Annotated in this window: 28 protein-coding genes; 12 read left to right on the forward strand and 16 right to left on the reverse strand. The window is 63.7% G+C overall.

From position 1 onward, the window contains the following. The first annotated feature begins 4 nt into the window (after positions 1 to 4). Genes AC0L21_RS25765 through AC0L21_RS25780 form a run of 4 tightly spaced genes read left to right on the forward strand, consistent with a single transcriptional unit; the run spans position 5 to position 5,814 of the window. Positions 5 to 1,885, forward strand: a complete 1,881-nt coding sequence (locus AC0L21_RS25765; protein ID WP_473264546.1) for an extracellular solute-binding protein — start codon at positions 5 to 7, stop codon at positions 1,883 to 1,885. Further along, positions 1,882 to 2,991 carry a microcin C ABC transporter permease YejB gene (locus tag AC0L21_RS25770; RefSeq protein WP_473264547.1) on the forward strand — a complete coding sequence of 370 codons (1,110 nt, stop codon included), beginning with the start codon at positions 1,882 to 1,884 and terminating at the stop codon, positions 2,989 to 2,991. The genes AC0L21_RS25765 and AC0L21_RS25770 overlap by 4 nt, the downstream gene beginning before the upstream one ends. Next, positions 2,991 to 4,172, forward strand: a complete 1,182-nt coding sequence (locus AC0L21_RS25775; RefSeq protein ID WP_473264548.1) for an ABC transporter permease — start codon at positions 2,991 to 2,993, stop codon at positions 4,170 to 4,172. The genes AC0L21_RS25770 and AC0L21_RS25775 overlap by 1 nt, the downstream gene beginning before the upstream one ends. A gap of 4 nt (positions 4,173 to 4,176) precedes the next feature. Continuing rightward, positions 4,177 to 5,814: an ABC transporter ATP-binding protein gene (locus AC0L21_RS25780; RefSeq protein ID WP_473264549.1), complete on the forward strand. Its 1,638-nt coding sequence runs from the start codon at positions 4,177 to 4,179 to the stop codon at positions 5,812 to 5,814. A 6-nt stretch (positions 5,815 to 5,820) separates the two neighbouring features. Here the strand turns inward: AC0L21_RS25780 and AC0L21_RS25785 are convergent, their stop codons facing one another. Continuing rightward, on the reverse strand, positions 5,821 to 6,675 hold the full coding sequence (locus AC0L21_RS25785; RefSeq protein WP_473264550.1) for a C40 family peptidase: 855 nt from the start codon (positions 6,673 to 6,675) through the stop codon (positions 5,821 to 5,823). Beyond that, a complete protein-coding gene (locus tag AC0L21_RS25790; protein WP_473264553.1) occupies positions 6,668 to 8,041 on the reverse strand; it encodes a leucyl aminopeptidase family protein in 1,374 nt (457 codons plus the stop codon). Before AC0L21_RS25790 ends, AC0L21_RS25785 begins: the two co-directional genes overlap by 8 nt. 194 nt (positions 8,042 to 8,235) lie before the next feature. On the opposite strand from AC0L21_RS25790, the gene AC0L21_RS25795 reads away from it, so the two are divergent. Next, a complete protein-coding gene (locus AC0L21_RS25795) occupies positions 8,236 to 8,439 on the forward strand; it encodes a hypothetical protein (protein WP_018454690.1) in 204 nt (67 codons plus the stop codon). Between the two features lie 267 nt (positions 8,440 to 8,706). Further along, positions 8,707 to 9,339 carry a metallophosphoesterase family protein gene (locus AC0L21_RS25800; RefSeq protein WP_473264555.1) on the forward strand — a complete coding sequence of 211 codons (633 nt, stop codon included), beginning with the start codon at positions 8,707 to 8,709 and terminating at the stop codon, positions 9,337 to 9,339. A gap of 331 nt (positions 9,340 to 9,670) precedes the next feature. Here AC0L21_RS25800 and AC0L21_RS25805 read toward each other — a convergent pair whose 3' ends face one another. Next, complete coding sequence (locus tag AC0L21_RS25805) at positions 9,671 to 9,865, reverse strand: hypothetical protein (RefSeq protein WP_473264556.1); 195 nt, start codon at positions 9,863 to 9,865, stop codon at positions 9,671 to 9,673. A gap of 55 nt (positions 9,866 to 9,920) precedes the next feature. Here AC0L21_RS25805 and AC0L21_RS25810 point away from each other — a divergent pair, with 55 nt between their 5' ends. Both AC0L21_RS25810 and AC0L21_RS25815 read left to right on the forward strand, forming a co-directional pair. Next, on the forward strand, positions 9,921 to 10,139 hold the full coding sequence (locus tag AC0L21_RS25810) for a hypothetical protein (protein WP_473264557.1): 219 nt from the start codon (positions 9,921 to 9,923) through the stop codon (positions 10,137 to 10,139). A gap of 202 nt (positions 10,140 to 10,341) precedes the next feature. Next, positions 10,342 to 11,091, forward strand: coding sequence for a tetratricopeptide repeat protein (locus AC0L21_RS25815; RefSeq protein WP_473264609.1), 750 nt, complete (start codon positions 10,342 to 10,344; stop codon positions 11,089 to 11,091). Between the two features lie 60 nt (positions 11,092 to 11,151). Here AC0L21_RS25815 and AC0L21_RS25820 read toward each other — a convergent pair whose 3' ends face one another. From AC0L21_RS25820 to AC0L21_RS25865, 10 genes are all read right to left on the reverse strand, one after another. Beyond that, positions 11,152 to 12,126 (reverse strand): type II secretion system F family protein, encoded by a 975-nt coding sequence (locus AC0L21_RS25820; protein ID WP_473264558.1) that lies wholly within the window; start codon positions 12,124 to 12,126, stop codon positions 11,152 to 11,154. A gap of 10 nt (positions 12,127 to 12,136) precedes the next feature. Further along, positions 12,137 to 13,123: a type II secretion system F family protein gene (locus tag AC0L21_RS25825; protein WP_473264610.1), complete on the reverse strand. Its 987-nt coding sequence runs from the start codon at positions 13,121 to 13,123 to the stop codon at positions 12,137 to 12,139. A 22-nt stretch (positions 13,124 to 13,145) separates the two neighbouring features. Further along, positions 13,146 to 14,609: a CpaF family protein gene (locus AC0L21_RS25830; RefSeq protein WP_473264559.1), complete on the reverse strand. Its 1,464-nt coding sequence runs from the start codon at positions 14,607 to 14,609 to the stop codon at positions 13,146 to 13,148. A gap of 21 nt (positions 14,610 to 14,630) precedes the next feature. Next, the gene (locus AC0L21_RS25835) at positions 14,631 to 15,899 is read right to left on the reverse strand and encodes a CpaE/TadZ family protein (protein ID WP_007605389.1); all 1,269 of its coding nucleotides are present in this window, start codon (positions 15,897 to 15,899) and stop codon (positions 14,631 to 14,633) included. Continuing rightward, positions 15,896 to 16,633, reverse strand: a complete 738-nt coding sequence (locus tag AC0L21_RS25840; RefSeq protein ID WP_473264560.1) for a CpaD family pilus assembly protein — start codon at positions 16,631 to 16,633, stop codon at positions 15,896 to 15,898. The genes AC0L21_RS25835 and AC0L21_RS25840 overlap by 4 nt, the downstream gene beginning before the upstream one ends. Before the next feature lie 17 nt (positions 16,634 to 16,650). After that, positions 16,651 to 18,126 (reverse strand): type II and III secretion system protein family protein, encoded by a 1,476-nt coding sequence (locus AC0L21_RS25845; RefSeq protein WP_473264611.1) that lies wholly within the window; start codon positions 18,124 to 18,126, stop codon positions 16,651 to 16,653. Between the two features lie 11 nt (positions 18,127 to 18,137). Next, the gene (gene cpaB / locus AC0L21_RS25850) at positions 18,138 to 18,935 is read right to left on the reverse strand and encodes a Flp pilus assembly protein CpaB (protein WP_473264561.1); all 798 of its coding nucleotides are present in this window, start codon (positions 18,933 to 18,935) and stop codon (positions 18,138 to 18,140) included. A gap of 128 nt (positions 18,936 to 19,063) precedes the next feature. Beyond that, positions 19,064 to 19,588 (reverse strand): A24 family peptidase, encoded by a 525-nt coding sequence (locus AC0L21_RS25855; protein WP_473264562.1) that lies wholly within the window; start codon positions 19,586 to 19,588, stop codon positions 19,064 to 19,066. A gap of 116 nt (positions 19,589 to 19,704) precedes the next feature. Continuing rightward, entirely contained in the window at positions 19,705 to 19,851 is a 147-nt protein-coding gene (locus tag AC0L21_RS25860; protein ID WP_473264564.1) for a hypothetical protein, read from the reverse strand. A gap of 67 nt (positions 19,852 to 19,918) precedes the next feature. After that, on the reverse strand, positions 19,919 to 20,083 hold the full coding sequence (locus AC0L21_RS25865; RefSeq protein WP_007599783.1) for a Flp family type IVb pilin: 165 nt from the start codon (positions 20,081 to 20,083) through the stop codon (positions 19,919 to 19,921). A gap of 258 nt (positions 20,084 to 20,341) precedes the next feature. Here AC0L21_RS25865 and AC0L21_RS25870 point away from each other — a divergent pair, with 258 nt between their 5' ends. The 4 genes from AC0L21_RS25870 to AC0L21_RS25885 all read left to right on the forward strand — a co-directional run bounded on the left by AC0L21_RS25870 (position 20,342) and on the right by AC0L21_RS25885 (position 23,317). After that, entirely contained in the window at positions 20,342 to 21,169 is an 828-nt protein-coding gene (locus AC0L21_RS25870; protein WP_473264565.1) for a sterol desaturase family protein, read from the forward strand. Between the two features lie 153 nt (positions 21,170 to 21,322). After that, complete coding sequence (locus AC0L21_RS25875) at positions 21,323 to 21,817, forward strand: pilus assembly protein N-terminal domain-containing protein (RefSeq protein WP_473264566.1); 495 nt, start codon at positions 21,323 to 21,325, stop codon at positions 21,815 to 21,817. Between the two features lie 289 nt (positions 21,818 to 22,106). After that, positions 22,107 to 22,679: a TadE/TadG family type IV pilus assembly protein gene (locus AC0L21_RS25880; RefSeq protein ID WP_473264568.1), complete on the forward strand. Its 573-nt coding sequence runs from the start codon at positions 22,107 to 22,109 to the stop codon at positions 22,677 to 22,679. A gap of 23 nt (positions 22,680 to 22,702) precedes the next feature. After that, on the forward strand, positions 22,703 to 23,317 hold the full coding sequence (locus tag AC0L21_RS25885; RefSeq protein WP_473264569.1) for a TadE/TadG family type IV pilus assembly protein: 615 nt from the start codon (positions 22,703 to 22,705) through the stop codon (positions 23,315 to 23,317). 99 nt (positions 23,318 to 23,416) lie between these two features. Here AC0L21_RS25885 and AC0L21_RS25890 read toward each other — a convergent pair whose 3' ends face one another. The 3 genes from AC0L21_RS25890 to AC0L21_RS25900 form a co-directional block, all read right to left on the reverse strand. Then, positions 23,417 to 23,629, reverse strand: coding sequence for a cold-shock protein (locus AC0L21_RS25890; protein WP_007599788.1), 213 nt, complete (start codon positions 23,627 to 23,629; stop codon positions 23,417 to 23,419). Between the two features lie 269 nt (positions 23,630 to 23,898). After that, a complete protein-coding gene (gene infA / locus AC0L21_RS25895) occupies positions 23,899 to 24,186 on the reverse strand; it encodes a translation initiation factor IF-1 (RefSeq protein ID WP_007599789.1) in 288 nt (95 codons plus the stop codon). Positions 24,187 to 24,209: 23 nt separating this feature from the next. Continuing rightward, positions 24,210 to 25,751, reverse strand: coding sequence for a DEAD/DEAH box helicase (locus AC0L21_RS25900; protein WP_473264570.1), 1,542 nt, complete (start codon positions 25,749 to 25,751; stop codon positions 24,210 to 24,212). Between the last annotated feature and the right edge of the window lie 99 nt (positions 25,752 to 25,850).

The following is a 25,850-nucleotide window of genomic DNA, read 5'->3' on the forward strand; positions in this document are numbered from 1 at the left end:
TCGCATGGCGCAGCTTTCACGACGGCATGTGCTGGCCCTGGGTGCCGGTGGCGCGTTCAGCGCCGTCTGGCTCCGGGGCGCGACAGCGTCCGAGATGCCCGCCGAGGCCCACGGCATGTCGGCCTTCGGCGACCTCAAATATCCCGCCGACTTCAATCACTTCGACTACGTCAATGTCGACGCGCCGAAGGGCGGTACCTTCTCGCTGATCCCGTCGGTGCGCGCCTACAACCAGTCCTACCAGACCTTCAACTCGCTCAATGCCTTCATCCTCAAAGGCGATGGCGCGCAGGGCATGGACATGACCTTTGCGCCGCTGATGGTGCGAGCCAATGACGAACCGGACGGGATGTATGGGCTTGCCGCCAAGTCTGTAACTATATCGGCAGACAGGCTGGTCTATCGCTTCAGCATGCGGTCCGAGGCGAAATTCCATGACGGCACCAAGCTCACTGCTCACGATGCGGCGTTTTCGCTGACGTCGCTGAAGACGAAAGGCCATCCGCTGATCATCGTGCAGATGCGCGACATGGTCAGCGCGGAAGCCGTTGACGATGCAACACTTGTTGTGACCTTCGCCAAGGGACGCGCGCGCGACGTGCCGCTCTATGTGGCGAGCCTGCCGATCTTCTCGAAAGCCTACTATGCCTCCCGTCCGTTCGATGAAACGTCGCTTGATATTCCGTTGGGTTCGGGCCCGTACAAGGTCGGAAAGTTCGAGGTCAACCGCTACATCGAGTTCGAGCGGGTGAAGGACTGGTGGGCTGCCGATCTGCCCCCCTGTCGTGGCAGCTACAATTTCGACGTCGTGCGCTACGAATTCTACCGCGACCGGGATGTCGCCTTCGAAGGTTTTACCGGCAAGAACTATCTCTACCGCGAGGAGTTCACCTCTCGCATCTGGGCGACGCGCTATGACTTCCCTGCGGTGAAGGACGGTCGCGTCAAGATGGAAGTCGTGCCCGACGACACGCCGTCTGGCGCGCAAGGGTGGTTCATCAACACGCGGCGCGACAAGTTCAGGGATCCTCGCGTGCGTGAGGCACTGATCGACGCCTTCGACTTCGAGTGGACCAACAAGACCATCATGTACGGTGCTTATGCCCGCACGGTGTCGCCATTTCAGAACTCGGACCTCATGGCGAGCGACGGGCCTCCGCCGCCGGAAGAGCTGAAGCTGCTGGAGCCGTTTCGCGGTCAGGTTCCCAACGAGGTGTTCGTCGCGCCGTTCACGCCGCCGGTCTCGGACGGCTCGGGGCAGGACCGCAGCCTGTTGCGCAAGGCGCAGCAACTGCTCAGCGACGCCGGCCTGCCGATCAAGGACGGCAAGCGGGTGCTGCCGAACGGTGAGATATTCAGGATCGAGTTCCTGCTGGACGAGCCTTCGTTTCAGCCCCACCATGCGCCCTACATCAAGAATCTCGCGACGCTCGGCATCGAAGCGAGCGTGCGCCTCGTCGATGCCGTGCAACACAAGGCGCGCCAGGAAGATTTCGACTTCGACATCACGATCCAGCGCTTCAGCATGTCGGCAACGCCGGGCGACGCCATGCGCGCGTTCTTTTCCTCGCAGGTCGCGGCAACGAAGGGCTCGTACAATCTCGCGGGCGTCGCCAGCCCGGCGATCGATGCCATGATCGAGAAGATCATGGCGGCCGACAACCGCGAGGATTTGACCGTCGCCTGCCGCGCCTTCGATCGCCTGTTCCGCGCCGGCCGTTATTGGGTGCCGCAATGGTATAACAAGACGCACCGGCTTGCTTATTGGGACCAATTCGGCCGTCCGCAGAAGCTGCCGCGTTATGCCAACGGCGTCGGCGCCCCCGACATCTGGTGGTACGATGGCTGCAAGGCCGCCAAGCTCGAGCAGGCGAAACAGCCATGAGCGCCTATATCGCCCGCCGCATCCTGCTGATGATCCCGACCTTGCTCGGGATCCTCTTCGTCTCCTTCATCGTCGTGCAGTTCGCGCCGGGCGGGCCGGTCGAGCGCGTGATCGCGCAGCTCTCGGGCGCCGATACCGGCGGGACCTCGCGCATCTCGGGCGGCAGCGACTTTGCGCAGCGCGCCCCTGGGCAGCTAGGGGCCGGTGGTGATGCCATCAACTCGAAATATCGCGGCGCGCAAGGCCTCGATCCCGATTTCATCAAGAAGCTGGAAGTGCAGTTCGGCTTCGACAAGCCGGCCCCGGAGCGCTTCGCGCTGATGGTCTGGAATTTCGCCCGCTTCGATTTCGGCAAGAGCTATTTTCGCGACGTCAGCGTCCTGCAGCTCGTCAAGGAGAAGTTGCCGGTCTCGATCTCGCTCGGCATCTGGCTGACGCTGCTCACCTACCTGATCTCGATTCCGCTCGGCATCCGCAAGGCGGTCAGGGACGGGACGCGCTTCGACACCTGGACGTCGAGCGTGCTCGTGCTCGGCTATGCCATACCCGGCTTCCTGTTCGCGATCCTCCTGATCATCCTGTTTGCCGGCGGTTCGTTCTTCAACTGGTTCCCGCTGCGCGGACTGACATCAGACGGCTGGTCGCAGTTTCCATGGTACTGGAAGATCATCGATTACTTCTGGCATTTGGCGCTGCCGCTGATTGCCATGGGGCTTGGCGCGTTCACCACCATGACGTTCCTGACCAAGAACTCGTTTCTGGACGAGATCCGCAAGCAATATGTGATGACCGCGCGGGCGAAAGGCTGCAGCGAGAACCGGGTGCTCTATGGTCATGTCTTCCGCAACGCGATGCTGATCGTCATCGCCGGCTTTCCCAGCACCTTCATTCACGCCTTCTTCTCGGGCTCGCTTCTGATCGAGACCATCTTCTCGCTGGACGGGCTGGGACTACTCAGTTTCGAGAGCGTTCTCAACCGCGACTATCCCGTGGTGTTCGGTACGCTCTTCATCTTTTCGCTCGTCGGCCTCGTGATCAACCTGATCTCTGACCTGACCTATATGTGGATCGATCCGCGAATCGATTTCGAGGCGCGGGAGGTCTGATGACGCTGGCCGCCCCCACCACGCCGATCGAAACCACTGCGAAGTCGCCGCTCGGCAATGCCGTGCCGATCACGCGCAAACCGTTCGTGCCATCGCCGCTCAACAGGCGCCGCTGGCAGAATTTCAAGGCGAACCGGCGCGGCTATTGGTCGTTCTGGATCTTCCTGATCCTGTTTGTGGTGTCGCTGTTCGCCGAGCTGATCGCCAATGATCGGCCATTCCTGATCAAATATGATGGCCACCTCTATTGGCCGTCCGTCGTCACCTATTCGGAAACCACTTTCGGCGGCGACTTCGAAACGGCAGCCGACTATCGCGATCCCTATCTGCAGAAGTTGATCAGGGACAAGGGCGGCAGCATCGTCTGGCCGCTGATCCGCTATTCCTACGATACCCACAATCTCGATCTGCCGACGCCGGCGCCGTCGAAGCCGACCTGGATGCTGACGGAAGCGCAATGCAAGCCTGTCGTCGAAAAGAAAGGCCTCAAGAGCTGCCGCGATCTCGAATACAACTGGCTCGGCACCGACGATCAGGGCCGCGACGTGGTGGCGCGGCTGATCTACGGCTTCCGCATCTCGGTGCTGTTCGGCCTCTGCCTGACCATCGTCTCCTCCGTCGTCGGCATCGCGGCCGGCGCGGTGCAGGGCTATTTCGGCGGCTGGATCGACCTGTTATTCCAGCGTTTCATCGAGATATGGACTGCGATCCCTTCGCTCTATCTGCTGCTGATCCTGTCCTCGGTGCTCGTGCCCGGCTTCTTCGTGCTTCTCGGCATCCTGCTGCTGTTTTCCTGGGTGTCGCTGGTCGGACTCGTGCGCGCGGAATTTCTGCGTGGGCGCAATTTCGAGTATATCCAGGCGGCGCGGGCGCTCGGCGTGTCGAACAAGGTCATCATGTTCCGGCATCTGTTGCCGAACGCGATGGTCGCGACGATGACGTTCCTGCCGTTCATCGTGTCGAGTTCGGTGATGACGCTGACGGCGCTCGATTTCCTCGGGTTCGGACTGCCGCCCGGCTCGCCGTCGCTCGGCGAGCTGCTGTCGCAGGGCAAGTCCAACGTGCAGGCGCCCTGGCTCGGCTTCTCCGGCTTCTTCTCGGTCGCAATCATGCTGTCGCTCTTGATTTTCATCGGCGAGGCCGTGCGCGACGCGTTCGATCCGCGCAAGACGTTCAGGTAAGCCAATGGACGCGATCAACCAACCCCTGCTCAGCGTGCGCGAGCTCTCGGTGGCCTTCCACCAGGGTGGCGCCACCACGCTCGCGGTCGACAAGGTCTCGTTCCAGATCAGGCGCGGCGAGTGCGTGGCGCTGGTCGGCGAATCCGGCTCCGGCAAGTCGGTCAGCGCGCTCTCGATCCTCAAGCTCTTGCCCTATCCGAACGCCTCGCATCCCTCGGGCAGCATCCGCTTTAAGGGACAGGAACTGATCGACCGGTCGGAGCAGGAGATGCGGGTGATTCGCGGCAGCGACATCTCCATCATCTTCCAGGAGCCGATGACCTCGCTCAATCCATTGCACACCATCGAGGCGCAGATCGGCGAAATCATCCAGTTGCACAATCCGACCAACAATGCCGAGGCGCGCCGGCGGACGCTGGAGTTGCTGACGCAGGTCGGCATTCCCGAGCCTGAAACGCGGCTGAAGAGCTATCCGCACCAGCTCTCCGGCGGCCAGCGCCAGCGCGTGATGATCGCGATGGCGCTCGCCAACGAGCCGGACCTGCTGATCGCGGACGAGCCGACGACGGCGCTCGACGTCACCGTGCAGGCGCAGATTCTGACGCTGCTTGCGGAGATCCGCGGCCGGCTCGGCATGAGCCTGCTCTTCATCACCCACGATCTCGGCATTGTGCGTCGCATCGCCGACCAGGTCTGTGTCATGAAAGGCGGCGAGATCGTCGAGCAGGGGCCGGTCGAGCAGGTCTTCAAGAGCCCGAAGCATCCCTATACGCGCGACCTGCTCGCCGCGGAACCGAAGCCCGATCCAGCGCCGCCGCAGCCGGATGCGCCGGTGGTGATGTCGGCCGACGACCTGAAAGTCTGGTTCCCGATCAAGCGCGGGTTGATGCGCAAGACGGTCGGCCACATCAAGGCGGTCGACGGTGTCAGCATCGCCGTGCGCAAGGGCGAGACGCTCGGCGTCGTCGGCGAGTCCGGCTCGGGCAAGACCACGCTGGGGCTCGCATTGCTGCGATTGATCTCCTCGAACGGACGCATCGTGTTCCTGGGAAAGGATATCCAGGGCCTGCGCTTCAAGGAGATGCGGCCGTTCCGGCGCGACATGCAGATCGTGTTCCAGGATCCGTTCGGCTCGCTCAGCCCGCGCATGTCGGTCGCCGACATCGTCGCCGAAGGCCTCACCGTGCATCAGCCGCAGCTCTCGCGCGGCGAGCGTGAGGAGCGCGTCGTCAAGGCGCTCGAGGACGTCGGACTGAAGCCGGATACCCGCCACCGTTATCCGCATGAATTCTCCGGCGGCCAGCGCCAGCGCATCAGCATCGCGCGGGCGGTGGTGCTGGAGCCGGATTTCGTCGTGCTTGACGAGCCGACCAGTGCGCTCGACATGCTGATTCAGGCGCAAATGGTCGATCTGCTGCGTGAACTGCAGCGCCGCCGCGATCTCACCTACATGTTCATCTCGCACGATCTGCGCGTCGTCGCCTCGCTTGCCAGCCATCTGATCGTGATGCGTGGCGGCAAGGTGGTTGAGGAAGGCCAGGCCGCCGAGCTCTTCAAGAACCCAAAGACGGATTACACGCGCGCGCTGTTTGCGGCGGCGTTCCGGCTGGAGACGGCGGGGAACGGGTCGGCGGCGACGTAGCCTCCGTCAGAGCCGCTTGATCGCGGTGACCTCGCTGCCGGCTTGCTTAATCCGTGCAATCGCCGGCTCGATCGGCTCGACCACCGTCGCCATGTGATGCGCATTGGCGTGAACCATGGTGCTGCCATTGCGGACGATGGCGACATGCCCCTTCCAGAAAATGAGATCGCCGCGCAGCAAGCTGCTCTGCTCATGCGGCTCCAGCGCGCGACCGAGGCCGGCCTGCTGCATGTCGCTGTCGCGCGGGCAGCCGATGCCCGCTGATGTCAGCGAGACCTGGACGAGGCCGGAGCAATCGACGCCGAGGCTGCTCTTGCCACCCCAGAGATAGGGTGTGCCGACGAAACGCTCGGCGACTGCGACGAAATCCGACTCACGATGATCAAGCGGGGTGAGATGGGCCTTGGGCAGATATTGTCCGTCGCGTGTCACGGCGAAGCTGCCGTCCTCGCGTGCAACCGCGATCTTCGATCCCATCACCAGCGTGTCCGCCGGCGGCAGCTTGATCGAGGGACCGGGGAAGGCAAAGGTTCGTAGCGCACTGACCATGTGGGTCGGCGCGGCCGCGGGCTTCATCAGCGCTGCATCCGGCAGCCAGCCGACATAGCCGTCAAGGGAGAGCTGACCCCACGCCCAGCCTTCGCCGTTGCGGTCGTAGACCGTGACGCGCTCGCCGCGCAACGCTTGTGTCATCAGCATCGCATTCGGCGACGGCTGTTCGCGCACGGGCGCGATCGCCTCGATTATCTCGAATTCCTCGCCCGTGACGAAGCGATCCGCCTGCACCTTGCCTTCGAGATACTTTGCGGCAAGGTCGCCGCGCGCCGGTGTCAGCCTCGAATCGAGTCCCGGATCACGCATAGCGCTCGCTCAGCAATGTGTAGATCGCGCGCGCGGCCTGGCACTCGCCGCCCTCGGGGCGTGCGGGCTTCGCCGACGGCGTCCAGCCGTAGATGTCGACATGCAGCCAGCTCCTGGCCTGTTCGACGAAGCGTTGCAGGAACAGCGCGCAGATGATCGAGCCGGCAAAGCCGCCGGATGGTGCGTTGGTGATGGTGGCCGTCTTGGAGTCCAGCCACGCATCGTAAGGCGGCCACAGCGGCATGCGCCACAACGGATCGTTCTCGCTCACCGCGCATCGTGCGACGTCGTCGGCAAGCGTCTCATCATTGGTGTAAAACGGCGGTAAATCCGGCCCCAGCGCGACGCGTGCCGCTCCGGTCAACGTGCCGAGATCGATCAGCAGGTCCGGCTTTTCCTCGTCCGCAAGCGCCAGCGCGTCGGCGAGCACCAGCCGCCCCTCCGCGTCCGTATTGCCGATCTCGACCGTGATACCCTTGCGCGAGGTGAAGATGTCGAGCGGGCGGAAGGCATTGCCCGCGACCGCGTTCTCCACGGCCGGTATCAGCACACGCAGCCGCACCTTCAGCTTCGCATCCATCACCATGCGCGCCAGCGCCAGCACGTTGGCGGCGCCTCCCATGTCCTTCTTCATGATCAGCATGCCGCTCGACGGCTTCAGGTCGAGCCCACCGGTGTCGAAGCAGACGCCCTTTCCGACCAGCGTCACCTTGGGATGAGCCGGGTCGCCCCAGCCCATGTCGATCAGCCGCGGCGCGCGGTCCGAGGCCATCCCGACGGCGTGGATCAGCGGAAAATTCGTCTTCAAGTCGTCACCGATGGTGCAGGCAAAGCTTGCGCCGAATTCGGCGGCGAGATCCTTCGCGGTTGCGGCCAGCTCCTCCGGCCCCATGTCGTTGGCCGGCGTGTTGATGAGGTCGCGCGCCAGCATCGCGGCGTCCGCGATGCGGTTGATCTCGGTCGCGTCGACGCCGTCGGGCGGCACGAGCCGGACCTCGGGGCGATCGGCCTTGCGGTACCGGGCGAAGCGGTAGCTGCCGAGCGCGAAGGCGAGTGCGGCGAGCCGTGCATCGTGCGGCGCATTGGCGAAGCGATAAATGCCCGGCGGCAGCAGGCCGGGCAGGGCGCCCGGTCGGAACAGGTCGCGCGATCTTGCACCCTCGTCCTCGAGTCCGAACAGCACTTGCGCGATCGCGCCATCGGGCGCGGGCAGCGCGAGATAGCCGCCCGGCTTTGCGGTAAAGGCGCTCGCAGTGGCGAACTGGCGTTGCACCGCGGGTAGCCGCCCGGCGACCTGATCCCAGCTCGACTTGGTGACGAAGGTGATCGGAATGGCGGTAGTCGACGTCTCGAAGACAGAAGGCATTGGCGGGTCCGGATCGTCAGATCGAGCGGGTCATACGAACGGACGAGATTTCGCAGAGTTTTGCCGCCGCTGCAATCCGCTTTGCTGCCATCGTTCAGTGATCCGCTACTCGCAGCAAAGGGGCCATGCTAGGTTCCGGCAACGGCCGTCGGTGCGAAGACCTCCGACGACAAAGCCGGCTGGGAGGAAATGCAATGGAATTTGTGTGGAGCGTGGTCACATTCATCGGCCAGGCGGTGGAGGCGATTTTTGGCTATGTCGAGCATCATCATTGGATATTCGCGTTCCTTGCCGGTGGTTACGTCTTCTATCTCCACGACCGCTCCGTTCACGCGCGGTTCGATGCTTTAGACAAGCGCATTGACGAAATCCGCAAGCGGCTCGCCATCGAATATTGATCGGGTGAGCGAAACCATCATCGGGAAGGCTCCGTATCTCATGCTGAGAGCTGCCGTTCACGCGAGCAGCCGCAGGGCTTTTCTAGCGTTGCGGTTGTGGCATTATTGGCCAATATTTTAGATTGTGTCGTGCGGTTCTGCACGTGGCGAGAGTCGATTCTTACCCCAGCTCATCTCGTCGCGGGCTGATACCGGACTGAACCTTATCGTCGAAGGCATTTCTCTCATCGTTTGCGCGGCGCGGCATTCGCAAATAAGCGACGCAAAATGGATAGATCGTTCGTCATCGTACGGATTTCCGACCTGCATCTGGACGGGTCGGGTCGGCTGCTTGCGACGATCGAGACGCTCAATGCCGCAATTCGCGAGAGGATGGCGGACTTCGCGGGCATTCCCGATCGCATCCTGCTGATCACCGGCGATATCGTGGACGACCCGACGCCGCCTGCGCTCGAGGAAGCGCTCGCCGTCATTGCGTCCTTCCGGCAGACTGGGCTGTTCACCGACATCCAGGCAATTGCCGGCAATCACGACGTCAAGCGACCGAGCCAGCGTGCAGGCCGCCACGACGTCTATGATTACCTGCATTTGCCGCAGACCTCGAAGAGCGTCTACTACCGTCAGGCCGGCCTCGATCTGGTGCTGCTGGATTCGAACCGCGCGAGCCTCACGACGCTCGCGAGCGGCAACGTCGACCAGAGCGCCTATAGCGCCATGGTTTCGGATTCCGCGCGGCTGAGCGTCGAACTCGCGGGCAGCCTCGGGTCGGGCGGCCGCGCCCATTATGCCGAACCGGCGGAAAACCTCGTGCGCGTTCTGGCGCTGCACCATCATCCACTGCCGCAGGCGACCGGAGAAGGAAACCGGTTTCTCGGCGTACCCGACGAGCCGCTGATGTAGCTCGCGGCGCCCGCGACCTTCCTCGAAGCGGCGACATCGCTCAACGTCGATCTGGTTCTGCACGGACACCGGCATGTCGAAGGGCTGACGCGCTATTCGATTCCCGACCCGCGCGCCACGTCGAGCGAGAGCGATGAAGCATTCTGGCGCACGATCTACGTCTTGTCTTGTCCGTCATCGACCGGGCAGGCCGGTGACGACGCCGGCTTCAACGTCATCCATTTTCGGGCCGATGTCCCACCTGATGTCCCATGGCGGCCGCACCGAGTTTCGCTTCGCGATCGCCCGCTACTCACGTCCGCGCAAGGATGGTGTCTTCAGGCCGCTCGATTCAAACCTGCCGCACGGCGTCGTCGGGCTGCCGGCCGGGCGGGATCTTTCCCGAGATCCGGCCATCCAGTCGGGCATCGAGATCGACGTATGCACGACGCTGAAACGGGATCAGGTCGCGGCATTCGCCCGCCGGCTCCTGCTGCGCGGCGCCTTCTATGCCGATGGCGAGGTGGATTGGGCCGATTTGCTCCACGTCTATCTCGCGACCTCTCACGCCTGGGAGGATCTCGAAAGCAAGTTCTCGAGATATGCACGACGAGTTTCAGCTCGACGAGCTCCGCGCGAGGCGTCTGGTCAATCGGGACGATCTTCTGCGCGAATTGCCGGGGGTCGTGCGCCCGGGCATCGATGTCGAGATCGAGACGCGGCAACGACTGCAATTGCTGCGGGACCTCAACGAGCAGGCGAAGACGCTCGGCTTCGATCCGGGTCTCGGCGGCGAGATGCCGCCGCGGACGCCGCAGTGACGGGCGCGGATCGGGAGCATTAACCGGCCGTTAGGGTTAACAGTCTATTGCTGGCGCGTTCGGCTCGATCAATCGGCTCGAGAGTCATAGCGTCATGCGTCAACGGTTCAGTCGTGAACGGTTCAGTCTTGGACGGCTCAGCCTTGGAAGGCTCAGCCTTGGACGGCTTCTTGCGTCCACGTCGCTGGTGGCGGCGGTGGCCATGGGCCTCGGCGGCTGCACGGCGATGTCGAAACTCTCCGACGTTACCGGCTCGGTCGGGTCGCGGGCGGAAGCCGCTCCCACCGATCCCGCGCGGGCTGCCGAAGTCTATGGCGAGCGCTATCGTGCCAATCCCAAGGACGCCGACGCGGCGCTCGCCTACGGCCAAGCGCTACGCGCCAACGGCCAGCGCGCCCAAGCCGCCGCCGTGCTCGAGCAGGCGACCATCGCCAATCCCGGCAACAAGGCGCTGATGGCCCAATACGGCCGCGCGCTCTCCGACAACGGCAATTTCCAGCAAGCCTTCGACGTGCTGTCGAAGGCGCATTCGCCCGATAACCCGGATTGGCGCCTGCTCTCGGTGCAGGGTACCGCGCTCGATCAGATGGGCCGTCACGAGGAAGCGCGCTCCTATTATGCGAGTGCCCTCAAGATCGCGCCTGGCGATCCCGGCGTGCTCTCCAATCTCGGCCTGTCCTACATGTTGTCGAGAGATCTGCCGAAGGCCGAAGACGCGCTGCGGCAAGCCTATGCCTCGCCGCACGCAAGCGCGCGGGTGCGGCAGAATCTCGGTCTGGTCGTCGGTCTCCAGGGCCGCTTCGCCGAAGCCGAGACCATCGTGAAGGCGGACCTACCGCCCGACCAGGCTGCGGCCAATGTCGCCTATCTCAAGGAAATGCTGACCCGCAGCGACGTCAGGCGGGGTGCGCCGAAGCGGACCCCGGTCGCCTCGCTCGGCCAGTCCGACTGATCAGACGTGATCTTCCAATCTTGAGGGCAGCCGCGGACCGTATGCGGTCCACGTCTAATGTCATTGCATCTCGGTGACCTTGATGCCGGTCGGTCCGAGAATGACGACGAACAGCACCGGCAGGAAGAACAGGATCATCGGTACCGTCAGCTTCGGCGGCAGTGCAGCTGCCTTCTTCTCGGCTTCGTTCATGCGCATGTCGCGGTTTTCCTGCGCCATCACCCGCAAGGAGTGGCCGAGCGGGGTGCCGTAACGCTCCGCCTGCTGGAGCGCGAGACATACCGACTTGACGCCCTCGAGTCCGGTGCGCCGCGCGAGGTTCTCGTAGGCGACCTTGCGATCCTGCAAATAGGACAGCTCGGCCGTGGTCAGGGTGAACTCCTCGGACAGCGCGATCGACTGGCTCACGATTTCGACCGCGACCTTCCGGAACGCCATTTCGACTGACATGCCGGATTCGATGCAGATCAGGAGCAGGTCGAGCGCATCGGGAAAGGCGCGCTTGATCGAGAGTTGGCGCTTGGAGATCGCGTTCCTGAGGAACAGCATAGGGGCCTGAAGTCCGAGATAGGCCGCACCGACGCAGATGCCGATTTTGATCGGCATCGACTGCTGCATATGCGCGATCAGGAACACGTAGACGACCGAACCGACGAACAGCACGATCGGGGCAACCAGGCGGGCAAACAGGAAGGTGATGTAGGGCGCCTGGCCTCGATAGCCCGCCATGATGAGCTTGTCCCGCGCAGCTTCCTGCGCGAGCCATTTGGTCAGGTTGAAGTCATCGACGACCTTCGAGACGAGCTGCTTCGGCGTCTGACGCAGCGAGACTTTTTCACTCTTGTGGAGGCGCTCGCGCTCGCGCTGCCGAATGCGCTCACGTTCGTTCGCCACCGCCTTCATGCGCTTGGAAAGGCCTTCGCCGGCGAACAGCGGCATCACCAGTGTATAGACGGTGGCACTGGCGGCAATGGCCGCCAGCAGCATCGTCATGAAGTGGACGTCGTGAAGTTTCGCAACGAGGAACTCTACCATTGAGGCACCATCAGAAGTCGAAATTGATCATCTTCTTCATCACCATGATGCCGATCGACATCCAGACGACGCAGCCGACCAGCATGAGCTGGCCGGTGGGATGAGTCCAAAGCATCGAGATGTATCCCGGCGTCGTGAGGTAGACGAGGAACATCACGATCGGCGGCAGCGAGCCGATGATGCCGGCCGAGGCCTTGGCTTCCATCGACATCGCCTGGATCTTCTCTTTCATCTTCTTGCGGTCGCGCAGCACTTTGGAGAGGTTGCCGAGCGCTTCGGAGAGGTTGCCGCCCGATTTCTGCTGGATCGAGATGACGATGCCGAAGAAATTGGCCTCGGGCAGCGGCATGCGATCGTAGAGTCGCGTGCAGGCCTCGCCGAGCGGCATGCCGATTGCCTGCGTCTCGATGATGGACAGAAACTCGGAGCGCAGCGGCTCTGGCGCGTCGGCGGCGACGACCTTGATCGATTCGAACAGCGGCAGGCCCGCCTTGATGCCGCGGACGATCACGTCGACAGCGTCGGGCAGCGCCTTCAGGAATTTGGCCTCGCGGCGCTTCTTCAGGAACCCGAGCGCCCAGCGGGGCAGACCCAAGCCGCCGGCAAAGGCGAAGCCGGCGGCACCGAGCAGGCCACCGCCGACGAACAAGGCGACTGCAAACAGCACGCCCGCCACGACGGCGGACACGATCCAAAATTTCTGCGGCGTCCAGTCGAGGCCGGCCTGCGACAGGCGAACACTGAGCGGTACGCTCTTCTCCTGCTGGCGCCGCGCCTCGAGATCCTTGAGCGAGGTTTCGACCTGCTCGCGCCGCGAGCGCTGCGTCTTCTCGGCCGCGCGGGCCGTGGGCGCCTCGGCCCGCGAGATCGAGGCGCGGCGGCTCTCGGCCTTCCGTTCCCCGGACAGCATTGGATAAAGGAAGACCCAGGCGAGGCCGCCGACGGTGGCGGTGGCAAGGAAGGCGAGGGCAAGGACTTGCATGTTAAGGACTTGCATGTTCATGGCTGCGCTGACCTGCTCACGTCGGGGGCGCCACTTCCGCGGCGTCTAGCGCCGCGGCAAGGCGCTTCTCTTCGCCGTAATAGCGGGCGCGTTCCCAGAATTTCGGGCGGCCGATTCCGGTCGACCGGTGCCGGCCGATGATCTTGCCGTTGGCGTCCTCGCCGACCATGTCGTAGAGGAAGACGTCTTGGGTGATAATGGTGTCGCCTTCCATGCCCATCACTTCGGTGATGTGGGTGATGCGGCGTGAACCGTCGCGCAGGCGTGCGGCCTGGACGATGACGTCGATCGAGGCGCAGATCATCTCGCGGATGGTGCGTGAAGGCAGGGAGAAGCCGCCCATCGTGATCATGGATTCGCAGCGCGATAGCGCCTCGCGGGGATTGTTGGCGTGCAGCGTGCCCATCGACCCGTCATGGCCGGTATTCATGGCCTGGAGCAGGTCGAACGCCTCGGGTCCGCGGACTTCGCCGACGATGATGCGCTCGGGACGCATACGCAGGCAGTTGCGCACCAGCTCGCGCATGGTGACCTGGCCCTCGCCCTCGATGTTGGGCGGGCGGGTTTCCAGTCGCACCACGTGCGGCTGCTGGAGCTGGAGTTCGGCGGCGTCTTCGCAGGTGATGACGCGCTCGTCGTGTTCGATGTAGTTGGTCAGGCAGTTGAGCAACGTGGTCTTGCCCGAGCCGGTACCACCGGAGATCAGCACGTTGCAGCGAACGCGGCCGATGATCTGGAGGATTTCCGCGCCCTCCGGCGAGATTGCGCCGAACTTGACGAGCTGATCGAGCGTCAGCTTGTCCTTCTTGAACTTGCGGATCGTGAGCGTGGGGCCGTCGATCGACAGCGGCGGCACGATGGCGTTGACGCGGGAGCCGTCGGCCAGGCGCGCGTCGCAGATCGGCGAGGATTCGTCGACGCGTCGGCCGACCTGGCTGACGATACGCTGGCAGATGTTGAGGAGCTGCTGATTGTCGCGGAAGCGGATACCGGTGCGTTGGATCTTGCCGGCAACCTCGATATAGACGGTGTCGGCGCCGTTGACCATGATGTCGGCAATATCGTCGCGCGACAACAGCGGCTCCAGCGGACCGTAGCCGAGGACGTCGTTGCAGATGTCGTCGAGCAGCTCTTCCTGCTCGGCGATCGACATCACGATGTTCTTGATCGCGATGATCTCGTTGACGATGTCCCGGATTTCCTCGCGCGCGGACTCCGAATCGAGCTTGGCGAGCTGGGCGAGATCGATGGCCTCGATCAGCGCGCCGAAGATGGTCGCCTTGACCTCGTAATAATTGTCCGAGCGGCGGGCTTCCATGGTCGGCGCAGGCCTCGCCGGGGCGAGCGGCGGCGAGGAGACTGCCGGCGGCGGCGGCACGCGCGACACGGCGGGCGCCGGAGCCTGGGCAGGCTCTGGCGACACGGCACCGGGCTTCGGGGCCCGGGTGTCGGCGTCTGTTCCGCTACGCTTACCGAACACTTAAAAACTCCATGCGGCGACCTATTTTCCCCGCAACTTGTCAATCAGGGGTGAAAGCAGAGACGACTTTTGCTTCTTCGTTTCGCTGCGGCCGGTCAGGCGCTGGGCGATCTGAAGGAACATCTCGATCGACTTATGGTTGGCCGAGATCTCCGCGATCATCTGGCCGTTATTGGCCGCCGAGCCGAAGATCTGCGGCTCGAACGGGATCGAGACGACCGGCTGGCTCTCGATCGCCTTGGCGAACTCCGCCGCGGCGATTTCGGGCCGTTTCGGCACGCCGACCTGGTTCAGGCAGTAGAGCGGCGGCCGGTCGTTGGGGCGCGCGGCCTTCAGGAGATCGAACATGTTCTTGGTGTTGCGCAAATTGGCGAGGTCGGGCGCCGCCACGATGAGGATGTCGTCCGCTCCGATCAGGGCGCGTTTGGTCCAGCCCGACCATTGGTGCGGAACGTCGAGCACGATGCAGGGCATGGTGGAGCGCAGCGTGTCGAACACGGCATCGAAGGCATCGGCGCCGAAATCATAGACCCGGTCGAGCGTCGCCGGCGCCGCCAGCAGGCTGAGGTGGTCGGTGCATTTCGACAGCAGGCGGTCGATGAAGGCGGTATCGACGCGATCCGGCGAGAACACGGCATCGGCAATACCCTGTGGCGGATCCTGGTTATAGTCGAGCCCGGCAGTGCCGAAGGCGAGGTCGAGGTCGGCGACGACCGCGTCCATCGCGAGATCGCGGGCGATCGCCCAGGCGACGTTGTGGGAGATGGTTGACGCGCCGACGCCGCCCTTGGCGCCGACCACGGCGATGATACGGCCGACGGCCTTGGCTTCCGGCGCCGAGAACAGGTTGCAGATCGAGCGCACGACGTCGATCGCGCCGACCGGCGCGAGCACGTAGTCGCTGACGCCGCGGCGCACCAGCTCGCGGTAGAGCATGACGTCGTTGATGCGGCCGATCACGACCACGCGGGTGCCGGCGTCGCAGACGGTCGCGAGATGGTCGAGCCCGCCCAGGAGGTCGTTGCGGCCGTCGCTTTCGAGCACGATCACGTTCGGCGTGGGTGCCGACCGGTAGGCTTCCACCGCAGCCGCCATACCGCCCATCTGGATCTTCAGATGGGCCTTGCCGAGACGGCGATCTTCGCCGGCCGACTGCACGGCGGCCGCCGTTTCCACGGTCTCGCAGAAAGCCTGGACGGAAACGCGGGGCGCAGGCGCAATATGCTCCTCGACCGGCGGGAGCGATGCCTCGGACTGTTCTTCTTGGGGCTGGCGAGCGTAGCTGATCATTTGCCGGTGTCGCTGAGTTTGGCCCTGTCGGCCTCAGGATAGGCGACCGCCGTCGGCATTCCCTTGCGATACTTCTCGAACGCGGCGGTGCGCCGCGGCGTGTAGGACGGCGTTTCGGGCCGCGGCTGCTCGAGATCCGACGGATTGTCGACCATCGCCGCAAGGTTGCGCTGATAAGCGCAGCCGTAATTGTAATAGTCCTTGTTCTCGAACCAGCTCTTGTTCTTCATCGAAGGGCCGATGTCTTCCGGCCACAGGCCGCAGGGACCCGCGACCGCGGCGATCTTGGAATAGGTGAGCCGGATCGGCGGCAGGAATCGCTTGTCTTCCGGTTGGTAAGAGCGGGCGCTGATACCGCGCGGCGGAACGCCCGCCGCCGACAGCATTGCCTGGATTTCGCGCATGGTGTCCGCGACCGGACGCGCGTTGGGCGTGCCGGACGGTACGTCGATCCGGATCGCGCCGGTGCCTTCGTGCATCCAGGCCGACGCGACGCCCATCACGTCGGCGCGCTGGGCCGCGGTCAAGCCGCCGCGGGCGTGGCCGACGAAGACGACGATGGAGCGATTCTGCTCCTCGATCGCGATCGGATGGCGCTGCTTGTAGTCGTCGGGAATGGAGGCCGTGACCGCTTCGTCGTGCTGGCAACCGCCAAGGGCGAGCGCCATGCCGACGAGCGCGCCGCCGAGGTGGATGGCGCGTCTGCGAATCTGGGGTGGTCTAGTGATCTTCATGAAGTCCCCGTTCCGCCTCAGTCGGTGATGAAGCCGTAGGTGCCGCGGTAGTTCTTGGTCGGTTCGGTCCGGCCGGGCACGCCGTAGATGCGGTTGATGTTGCCGAGCAGCTCGGCCTGCGGATCCGCGGGCGCGGAGAAGCCATCATCCGGCCGCGACAGATCCTTTTGTGCAACTGCGCGAACGATGTAGGGCGTCACGATCACGACCAGCTCGCTCGCGTTGTTGACGAAGTCGCGGCTACGGAACAGCGTGCCGAGGACCGGGAGCTGCATCAGACCCGGCAGTCCGCTGACCGCCTGCTTGGTCTGCTGCTGGATCAGGCCGGCCATCGCCATCGCGCCGCCTGAGGGAATTTCCAGCGACGTTTCTGCGCGGCGGGTCTTGATCGAGGGCACCGTGAGCGAGTTGACCGAGGTCGAGGTCACGGCCTGGGACAGCGTGATCGCGTTTTCGTTCGAGAGCTCGGACACCTCGGTCATCACCCGCAGGCTGATCTTGCCTTCGGTGAGAACGACGGGGGTGAAGTTGAGCGAGATGCCGAACTTCTTGAAGCTGATCTGGGTGGTACAGACGTGCGTGGTGGGGTCGCACGCATAGCCCGCAGGCACCGGGAATTCACCGCCGGCGATGAACGTTGCCGATTCACCGGAGATCGCGGTCAGGTTCGGTTCGGCCAGCGTTCGGATCACGCCCGCGGTCTCCATCGCACGCAGCGTGGCCTGCACCGACGGGGCCCCGCCGAACTTCGTGGTCAGGTTGTTGCCGTCGACGAGGTTGTGGCCGAGAGCCGTGAACGGATTGGAGTTGCTGAAGCTGACGACCGAGGTGCCGTAGCTGAGGTTGGCGGTGAGGTCGATTCCGAGCTGCTTGACGATGCTGCGCTGCACTTCGGCGACAGTCACCTTGAGCATGACCTGGTCGCGGCCGCGGACCACGATCGAGTTCACGACCTTCTCGGGGCCGCCCGCGAGGCGCACGGCGAGGTCGTTGGCCTGCTGGGCTTCGGCTGGATTCGCGGCCGAGCCGGTCAAGATGATACCGTCGCCTAGCCCGTCGATCTGGATGTCCGAGTTCGGCAGGACCTGTTTCAGCGCGGCCCGCACGCCGTTGAGGTCGCGCTTGACCGCGATGTCATAGGCCGCGATCTGCTGGCCGGCGGAATCGAAGAACACGATGTTGGTCTGCCCGATCGAGGCGCCGATGATGTAGGCGCGCTGCGCCGAGCGGACGACTGCATTGGCGATCTTAGGATCGGCGACAAGCACGTCCTTGATGTCGCGCGGAAGGTCGATCACGATCGACTTGCCGATGCCGAGCGAGAGGAATCGCGCGTTCATCTGACCGTCGGCCGCAGCCTGCGCCACCGGGCGATAGTCGGCGGCGACCACAGGGGTCAGCACCGGGTTGAGCGCGAGCGCGACGGCGGCCGAAAACGACAGGGCGCGGACCACAGGGGTTCGCATCGTCGCCAAATTCGCCCTGCATTTCATGTCGACAGTCCTCATCGTGCCTTCGCCGTCGAGCTTGGGATACCGTACCGAATGATCGAGATGCCATCGCGCTTCTGCGTGGAATCATCGAGCGTGATCTCGCTCAGCTTGACGTCGACGATGCTGCGCAACGCGAGCGACAGCGTGCCGCTCTGACGTGCGGAGGAGAGCGTCGCAGTCTGCGCGGGATTGAGCTCGAGGGTGACGGTCTTGCCAACCACCGCGTTCTGGCCGTCCTTCTCCTTGGGAGCCTGGTCGATGGCCAGGACGCGGATATTGGCCAGGATGATCTCGGACGTGATGACATCAGGAGCGCCGCTGCTCTGGTCCGGGTTCTTGAGACGGCGCGTCAGAAGCACGTCGACGCGATCGTTGGGGAGGATGAAGCCGCCTGCGCCGGTTTCTGGCGAGATCTCGGTCGAGATCGCCCGCATGCCGGTGGGCAGGATTGCCGCCATGAAGCCGGAGCCTTCGGCCTTGACCAGCTTCTGGTCGCGGATCGGCTCACCCTGGATGAAGGGGGATCGTGCGATCGAGCCGGTGACCTGGGTTACCCCCTCGGGGCGCTCGTTGCGGCGGATGAAGGTGGTGCTGGCGGTCGCGGACGGCCAAGTCTGCCATTGCACGTCTTCCGGCTTGACGGTCTGGCCGAGGCCGATGTCGTTCTTGGCGACCAGGACGTCGACGGTGGGAAGCTGCGCGACTGGAGCCGGAGGCGGTGCAGAATTGTCCGAACCGCTCGCCAGATACGCGGCGACACCGCCGGCGCAGATGGCGACCGTCAGGACGACAATGCGTGCCCTATTCATACGCTTCACTTTCCAACAAACGCCGCGACGCTGACGCCGCCGTAATCGGCAGTTGACCAGCTATTCGTCAAAGCATGGTTAATGAGGCGTATCTAAATCGCCTTAACGCCGGGTTGACCCCGATGCGTTCAGCGCAATGCGAGGTGAGCGAGATCGATCGCCTTCACCCATTCGGTCTCCGGGTAGACCATCAGCGCGCTCAGTGCGAGCGCGATGCCGTAGGGAATGCCGCTCTCCTTGGCGTGCAGTCGCGCCAGCCAGGTCTGGCCGGCCAGCCCGTAAGGCAGCGGCCACTGCCGGAACTGGAGCAGGAGCAGCGTCAGCGCCCCGCCAATCAGCGAGGCGTAGAGCAGGAAGTTCATCAGCTGTGGGAACCCGAACCAGAGTGCGACAGAGGCCGCGACCTTGGCATCGCCGCCGCCAACCCAGCCCATCGCAAAACAGGAGAAGGCCACGACCAGGACGAGCGCGCCGGCCCCGACATGGCTCAGCATGTCGTAAGGTGCCATGCCACCGGCGAGAGCGAGCGCGAAAAAGCCGGCGACCAGCGCCAGCGATACGCGGTTCGAGATTGTCATCGTGAAGAGATCGCTCGCGGCGGCAAACGCCATCAGGGCCGGGAAGAGCAGAAGGCGCGCAAGGTCGAGGATCATGGGCTGCGTCTTGAGGTTTGCCGCGGAGCTGGCGTCGCCGGATTCTAGCCGGCAGTGCTAAACAAACCGAAAACGGCGGCAGCGGTCCCGATGGGCGGAACCAGCCGAAGGCGTGCTCACCAGAGGAACGCGATGCGTGCGGCGAGCGCGACCGTTGCAAGCAGCAGGGCCAGACAGACCCAGTAAGCCGGCGAGCCGGTCTGCGCGGCCTCCGCCGCGTTTGCCGCGACTGCGGCATCGGTTCTGTACTTGCTGAACGCCACTGGAACTCGCCGTCTGAAAAACAAAGGCCCCGGAGACCCGGGGCTTTTGCCGTCGTTCGTCGATGGCTTACTTCAGCGAGCTGCTGATCGAGGTGAACTTGGCGTTCAGCGTGGTGCCGAGATTGTTGACGACGGTGATGATGGCCAGCGCGATGCCGGCGGCGATCAGACCGTATTCGATGGCGGTGGCGCCGGATTCATCTTTCGCGAAACGCGCAATCAGGTTCTTCATGAACAAAACTCCATCTGGTGGGATCGCCTCGTTCGGCGTGTGCTTGACGCAACGACCATGAGATCCGAGCTCTTTCGGGAGAGTTAATTCGATCGGGCAAACCCGCTTGCCGCCGGCCAGAGTGAATTTCGCCTTAAGGCAGCCAGCTGCAATTCGTTCCGGTTCCGGATGTGCAGCAGGCTCAGCACCGGCTTCACCGTCCCTTAAATTTGGGGGAGTACGCGTAGGCGGGACCAGCAATTCGCAAGAGAGGCGACAATGTCGAGCCTGCCCATGGAAATCGCCCTGATGCTCGGCGAGACCATCGCGAAGGTGATCCCCACGACCTTCGCGCTCGCGGTGGTCTTCACCGTGCTCGAGCATGTCTGGGCCTGCAATCCCGGCGTGCCCTGGTGGCGCAAGCGGGAGATCGTCACGGACATCTGCTACTGGTTTGTCGTTCCGGTGTTCGCACGCGTCATGCGGATCAGCCTTCTGATCGTCGGTGCGAGCTTCGTCTTCAACATCCATGATGCCGACGGGCTCATCGCCTTCTACGACAATGGCCACGGCCCGCTGGCGCTATTGCCGCTCTGGGTCCAGGCCATGCTGTTCCTGGTGCTGTCTGATTTCATGCTGTACTGGCTGCACCGGCTGTTCCACGGCGGCGGGTTCTGGAAGTACCACGCGATCCATCACTCCTCGGAGGAGATCAGCTGGATTTCTGCGGCCCGCTTCCATCCCGTCAATCTCGTGCTCGGTACCATCGCGGTTGACGTCGTGCTTCTGATGGCCGGCATTTCGCCGAACGCCATGGTCTGGCTCGCCCCGTTCACGACCTTCCATTCGGCCTTCGTGCACGCCAACCTGAACTGGACCTTCGGGCCGTTCAAATATGTGCTGGCGACGCCGGTGTTCCACCGTTGGCACCACACCGCGCTAGCAGAGGGCGGCGACACCAATTTTGCCGGCACGTTCCCGATCTGGGACTTGCTGTTCGGCACTTTCCGCATGCCCGAGGGGCAACTGCCGCAGGATTACGGCAAGGATGAAGCCACCATGCCGAAGGAAATCGGAGGGCAGCTTGCCTATCCGTTCCGCCGCTAGGTTCTCGAGGGCCGCGAAACGCCAGTCCGTTCAAACAATAGTCGGCGAATTTGCGGAACGTTCACGAATTGAGAGCAGGTTAGCCGGGTCGGGCACCGGCTCGGCTGTTATCTGATCGCTTCTGCCGGTTTGTGACGTCCCGGGGGTAAGAGTATGCGTAAACAACTGCTGCGCCGTCATGCGCGCGTCTGTCTTCTGGTTGCAGCCGCGGTGCTGGCATCGCCGGCTGCCGTCGTTGCCGAGTCCGCCGATACCATCGCCGTCAATGTCGACCAGGCCAAGCTGGTGCGGTTGCCTGGCAAGGTGGCAACTATCGTGGTCGGCAATCCCCTGATCGCCGACGTCACGCTCCAGCCCGGCGGCATGATCGTCGTCACCGGAAAGGGCTATGGCGCCACCAATTTCATCGCGCTCGACCGGGGCGGCGAGATCCTGGTCGACCGCCAGATCCAGGTCGAAGGTCCGACCGATCGGCTCGTTACCGTCTATCGCGGGATCGAGCGCGAGTCCTATAGCTGCGCGCCGCTTTGCCAGCGCCGCGTGACGCTCGGCGACAGCGACACCTACTTCAACAGCGCGATGAGCCAGGCCGGTTCGTTGAGCAGCTCGGCCAGCGGCAGTGCCGGTGCGGGTGCCAAGACGAATTGACCAAGACGAACTGACCAAGACGAACTGACCAAGACCAGCCAGCGAGTTTGATTTGCGGGTTTGGCGGGGCAAGGATCGTCCCCACCCGGCGCACGCGCGCGAGTCTCACTCTCCGTGTCCTCGTCTCCATGCCCTCGTCTGCATGTCCTCGTCGCCATGGCCTGGGTCGTTTGCGGTTAACCCGCCCTTAACGGCCCGGGCCGCCGGGTGCGGATCGCCTGAAACACTTAAACAATCAGTTTCCGCTATTGAACATGGCAGATGATTGCTGCTGCTGCTGGGGAATTTGATGCCTTCGCCTGCACCTACGAGATTCACGCTCCTCGCCATGCTGCGTCGGTTTCGCGTCAGCCGCCGCGGCTCCGCAGCCGTCGAGTTCGCGCTCGTCGCGCCGATGTTCTTCGCGTTGCTGTTCGCCATCATCGAGTCGGCGCTGATGTTCTTGGCGAGCCAGGTGCTCGAGAGTGCCTCGCAGAATTCTGCGCGCGTGCTGCTGACCGGGCAGGCGCAAGGCGGCACGCTAACGGCCTGCGCGGTCTCCGGCGTCAGCACACCCTGCTCGCAAACCACGTTCAAGGCTTACGTCTGCAGCCAGATCCCGGCTCTGTTTGATTGCAGCAAGCTCTACGTCGACGTCGTGAGTACAAACTCGTTCGGAGCGCTAAGCCTCACCAATTATGGCAATTCCTGCAGCTTCAATCCAACCGGCGTGCAGTACAGTGCCGGGGCCGCCAACCAGGTCGTCGTGGTGCGGCTGTTCTATCAGTGGCCGCTCTTCGTCACTGGCCTTGGCTTCAACATGGGCTGCGGCAACAAGCGGCTGCTGATTGCGACCGCGGCCTTCAAGAATGAACCCTTCTGAGACAGATGGACCCGAGCGGACAGATGCAGGCGATCGCGAATATCTGGAGGAATGCCCGTAGCTCCGTGCGCGACTTCGTCGCCGACAGGCGTGCGATCGCGGCGACCGAGTTCGCGGTCATCGTGCCGCTAATGCTGGTGATGTTCTTCGGGACCGTCGAGTTTTCATCGGCCGTCGCGATCAATCGCAAAGTCACAATGATTGCACGGACTCTGTCCGATTTGACGTCGCAGTCGACGGGGGTCGACGATCCTGCCATGCAGGACACGTTCACGGCAAGCATATCGATGATCATGCCGTACGACGCTACCCTCGTGAACGGCACGGTCCTTCAGATCCAAATCGACTCAAGCAAAGTCGCCAAGATTCAATGGAGCAAGTCCGCCACCATTGCGAACGGGGCGACGCAGGCCACGCTGACGGCTCCGCCTCCGACTCTGACACCTGGTACCACGGTCACCTCGATGATTCCGCCAACGCTCTTGATCGCGTCCACCTACCTCATTTTCAGCCAGGCGAGCTACGTGTACACACCTTCTGTCAAGTTCGTCCTGAAGTCGGGCATCACGCTGAGCGATGTCTCCTACACGCGGCCGCGCCAGGTCACCTGCGTTCGTTACAACAATGCAGCGTGTTGAGATCTGCGAGCAAATAGCGGGATGAAAAAGGCCGGGCATCGCGCCCGGCCTTTTTGTTATTTGTTCGCTCGAGCCGATCGGGGCCCGTAAGCGGTAGGCTCAGCCGGCGGAGCGAAGGTTGTCCGCTGCCGACTTGCCGGAACGGCGGTCGGCCACGATCTCGTACGAGATCTTCTGACCTTCGCGCAGCGTGCCGAGGCCTGCACGCTCCACAGCACTGATGTGAACGAACACGTCTTGGCCGCCATCGTCGGGCTGGATGAAGCCGAAGCCTTTGGTCGCGTTAAACCACTTCACGGTTCCCATGCTCATGGGGGTAGTCCCTTCTCAGATAACACAATGTCAGAGCCCGCTTGCGCGGACAGGTTAGATCGAATTTTTGGAAGGGTCGTCAGCGTGTCTGAACCGGCTGTACCGGTGGATGCTAATGTCGTCCGGCCGAAAATCGATTAATTCATTTTATTGGAAACAGACCCCCAAAACAATGCTGACGTGCACGATTTTTTGATCCGCCGTGATGCTCACGGCGGATCAGCATACAGGTCGGAATTTCGGGTCTGCGCTCGCGCGCTGAGCCCCGACTAGCGGCGGCGGAACTGCCCGCCACGCTGCCCGGGACGCGGAGGTCCGCCCATCCCGCTCGGACGTTCGTCCTTGTGGCGGAAAATCAGCCGGCCCTTTTCGAGGTCATAGGGCGACATCTCCACCGTCACGCGGTCGCCCGCCAGAGTCTTGATGCGGTTCTTCTTCATCTTGCCGGCGGTGTAGGCGACGATCTCGTGTCCGGCGTCGAGCTGCACGCGGTAGCGCGCGTCGGGGAGGATTTCGGTGACCAGTCCTTCGAACTGGATCAGCTCTTCCTTAGCCATGAATTTCTCCAGGTCGTGGACGGCTAGTGCGAATGGGGTTTGCGGTTCGGTTGGCCATTCGGCCGACTCTCGCGGCGTAAAAAGGCAACGCCTTGTATCCCATCAGACGCTCCGGCGCTATGCGCGGAACGCTGTTCCGGACGGCCGTTTGGCGAAGAATGCGCCTTGCCTCCGGAGCGGCCGCGAGGAGCTGCCTTCGGGCCGCTGCCGGGCCTTCCGTCGCCCTGCTTGGCGGCACTGTGGTGGCGCCCGTCCGCATGCCTTTCGTCGGCACGTCGAGCGTCACCGTGGCGTCCCTCACCATGCCTTGCGCCTTGCTGACGCTGGCCCGGACGGCCCGGCCGACCCTGTCGTTGCTGCTGCGGGGGAGGGCCCGCATCGCGGCGCCCGGCGTCGGTGCGGCGATCCTCACGCGGCAGCGCCACTTTGATCAGCCGCTCGATGTCGCGGAGATAGCTGAGTTCCTCGCCGCCTGCGACCAGCGAGATCGCGGTGCCCTCGGCACCCGCGCGCGCGGTGCGGCCGATGCGATGCACATAGGTCTCCGGCACGTTGGGCAGGTCGAAATTGATGACATGGGTGATGCCGTCGACATCGATGCCGCGCGCGGCGATATCGGTGGCGACCAGCGTGCGGATTTCACCGGTGCGGAACTGGGCAAGCGTCCGTTCGCGATGGTTCTGCGACTTGTTGCCGTGGATGGCGCTGGCGGGTATGCCGGCCTTCTCGAGCGTCTTCACCACTTTGTCTGCGCCGTGCTTCGTGCGGGTGAAAACCAGTGCGCGATTGACCTGCTCCTGCTTCAACAGCTGGGCGAGGAACGCCGGCTTGGCGGAGAAATCGACCTGAATGATCCGCTGCTGGATGCGCTCCACGGTCGAGGAGACCGGGGTTACTGCGACGCGGGCGGGGTCGCGCAGCATGGCGTCGGCCAGCTCGGCGATGTCCTTCGGCATGGTGGCCGAGAAGAACAGCGTCTGCCGCTTGATCGGCAGCTTGGCGACGATTTTGCGGATGTCGTTGATGAAGCCCATGTCGAGCATGCGGTCGGCTTCGTCGAGCACGAGGAATTCGACGCTGCCAAGCTTCAGTCCGTTGCTCTGCACGAGGTCGAGCAAACGGCCGGGGGTGGCGACCAGCACCTCGACGCCCTGCATCAGCGAGCGGACCTGACGGCCCATCGGCACGCCGCCGATGGCGAGGGTCGAGGACAGGCGGATGTGGCGGCCATAGGCGTTGAAGCTGTCGAGGATCTGGCCGGACAGCTCGCGGGTCGGCGACAGCACCAGGACGCGGGCCGTCTTCGGCTGCGGCTTGATGCGATTCTCGAGCAGGCGGTGCAGGATCGGCAGCGCGAAGGACGCAGTCTTGCCGGTTCCGGTTTGGGCGATGCCGACGACGTCGCGGCCGGTCAGCGCGGTCGGAATCGTCTGGGCCTGGATGGGGGTGGGGGTGACGTAGTTCTCTTCGGTGAGAGCACGGGCGATGGGCTCGGCGAGGCCGAAATCCTGAAACGAAGTCAAAAGATGGGTTCTTTCCATGTCAAAAGCGGGCGCCCGGCGCATTCGGCGCGGCGCGCGCAAAAGGGTGTCGAGAGGGACACCTGCGTGTTTGGGGTGTCGGATGGCTTGATGGGATGGGGCAAGCCAGACGCCCGTAAGGGC

This window comes from Bradyrhizobium sp. WSM4873, from assembly GCF_055811355.1.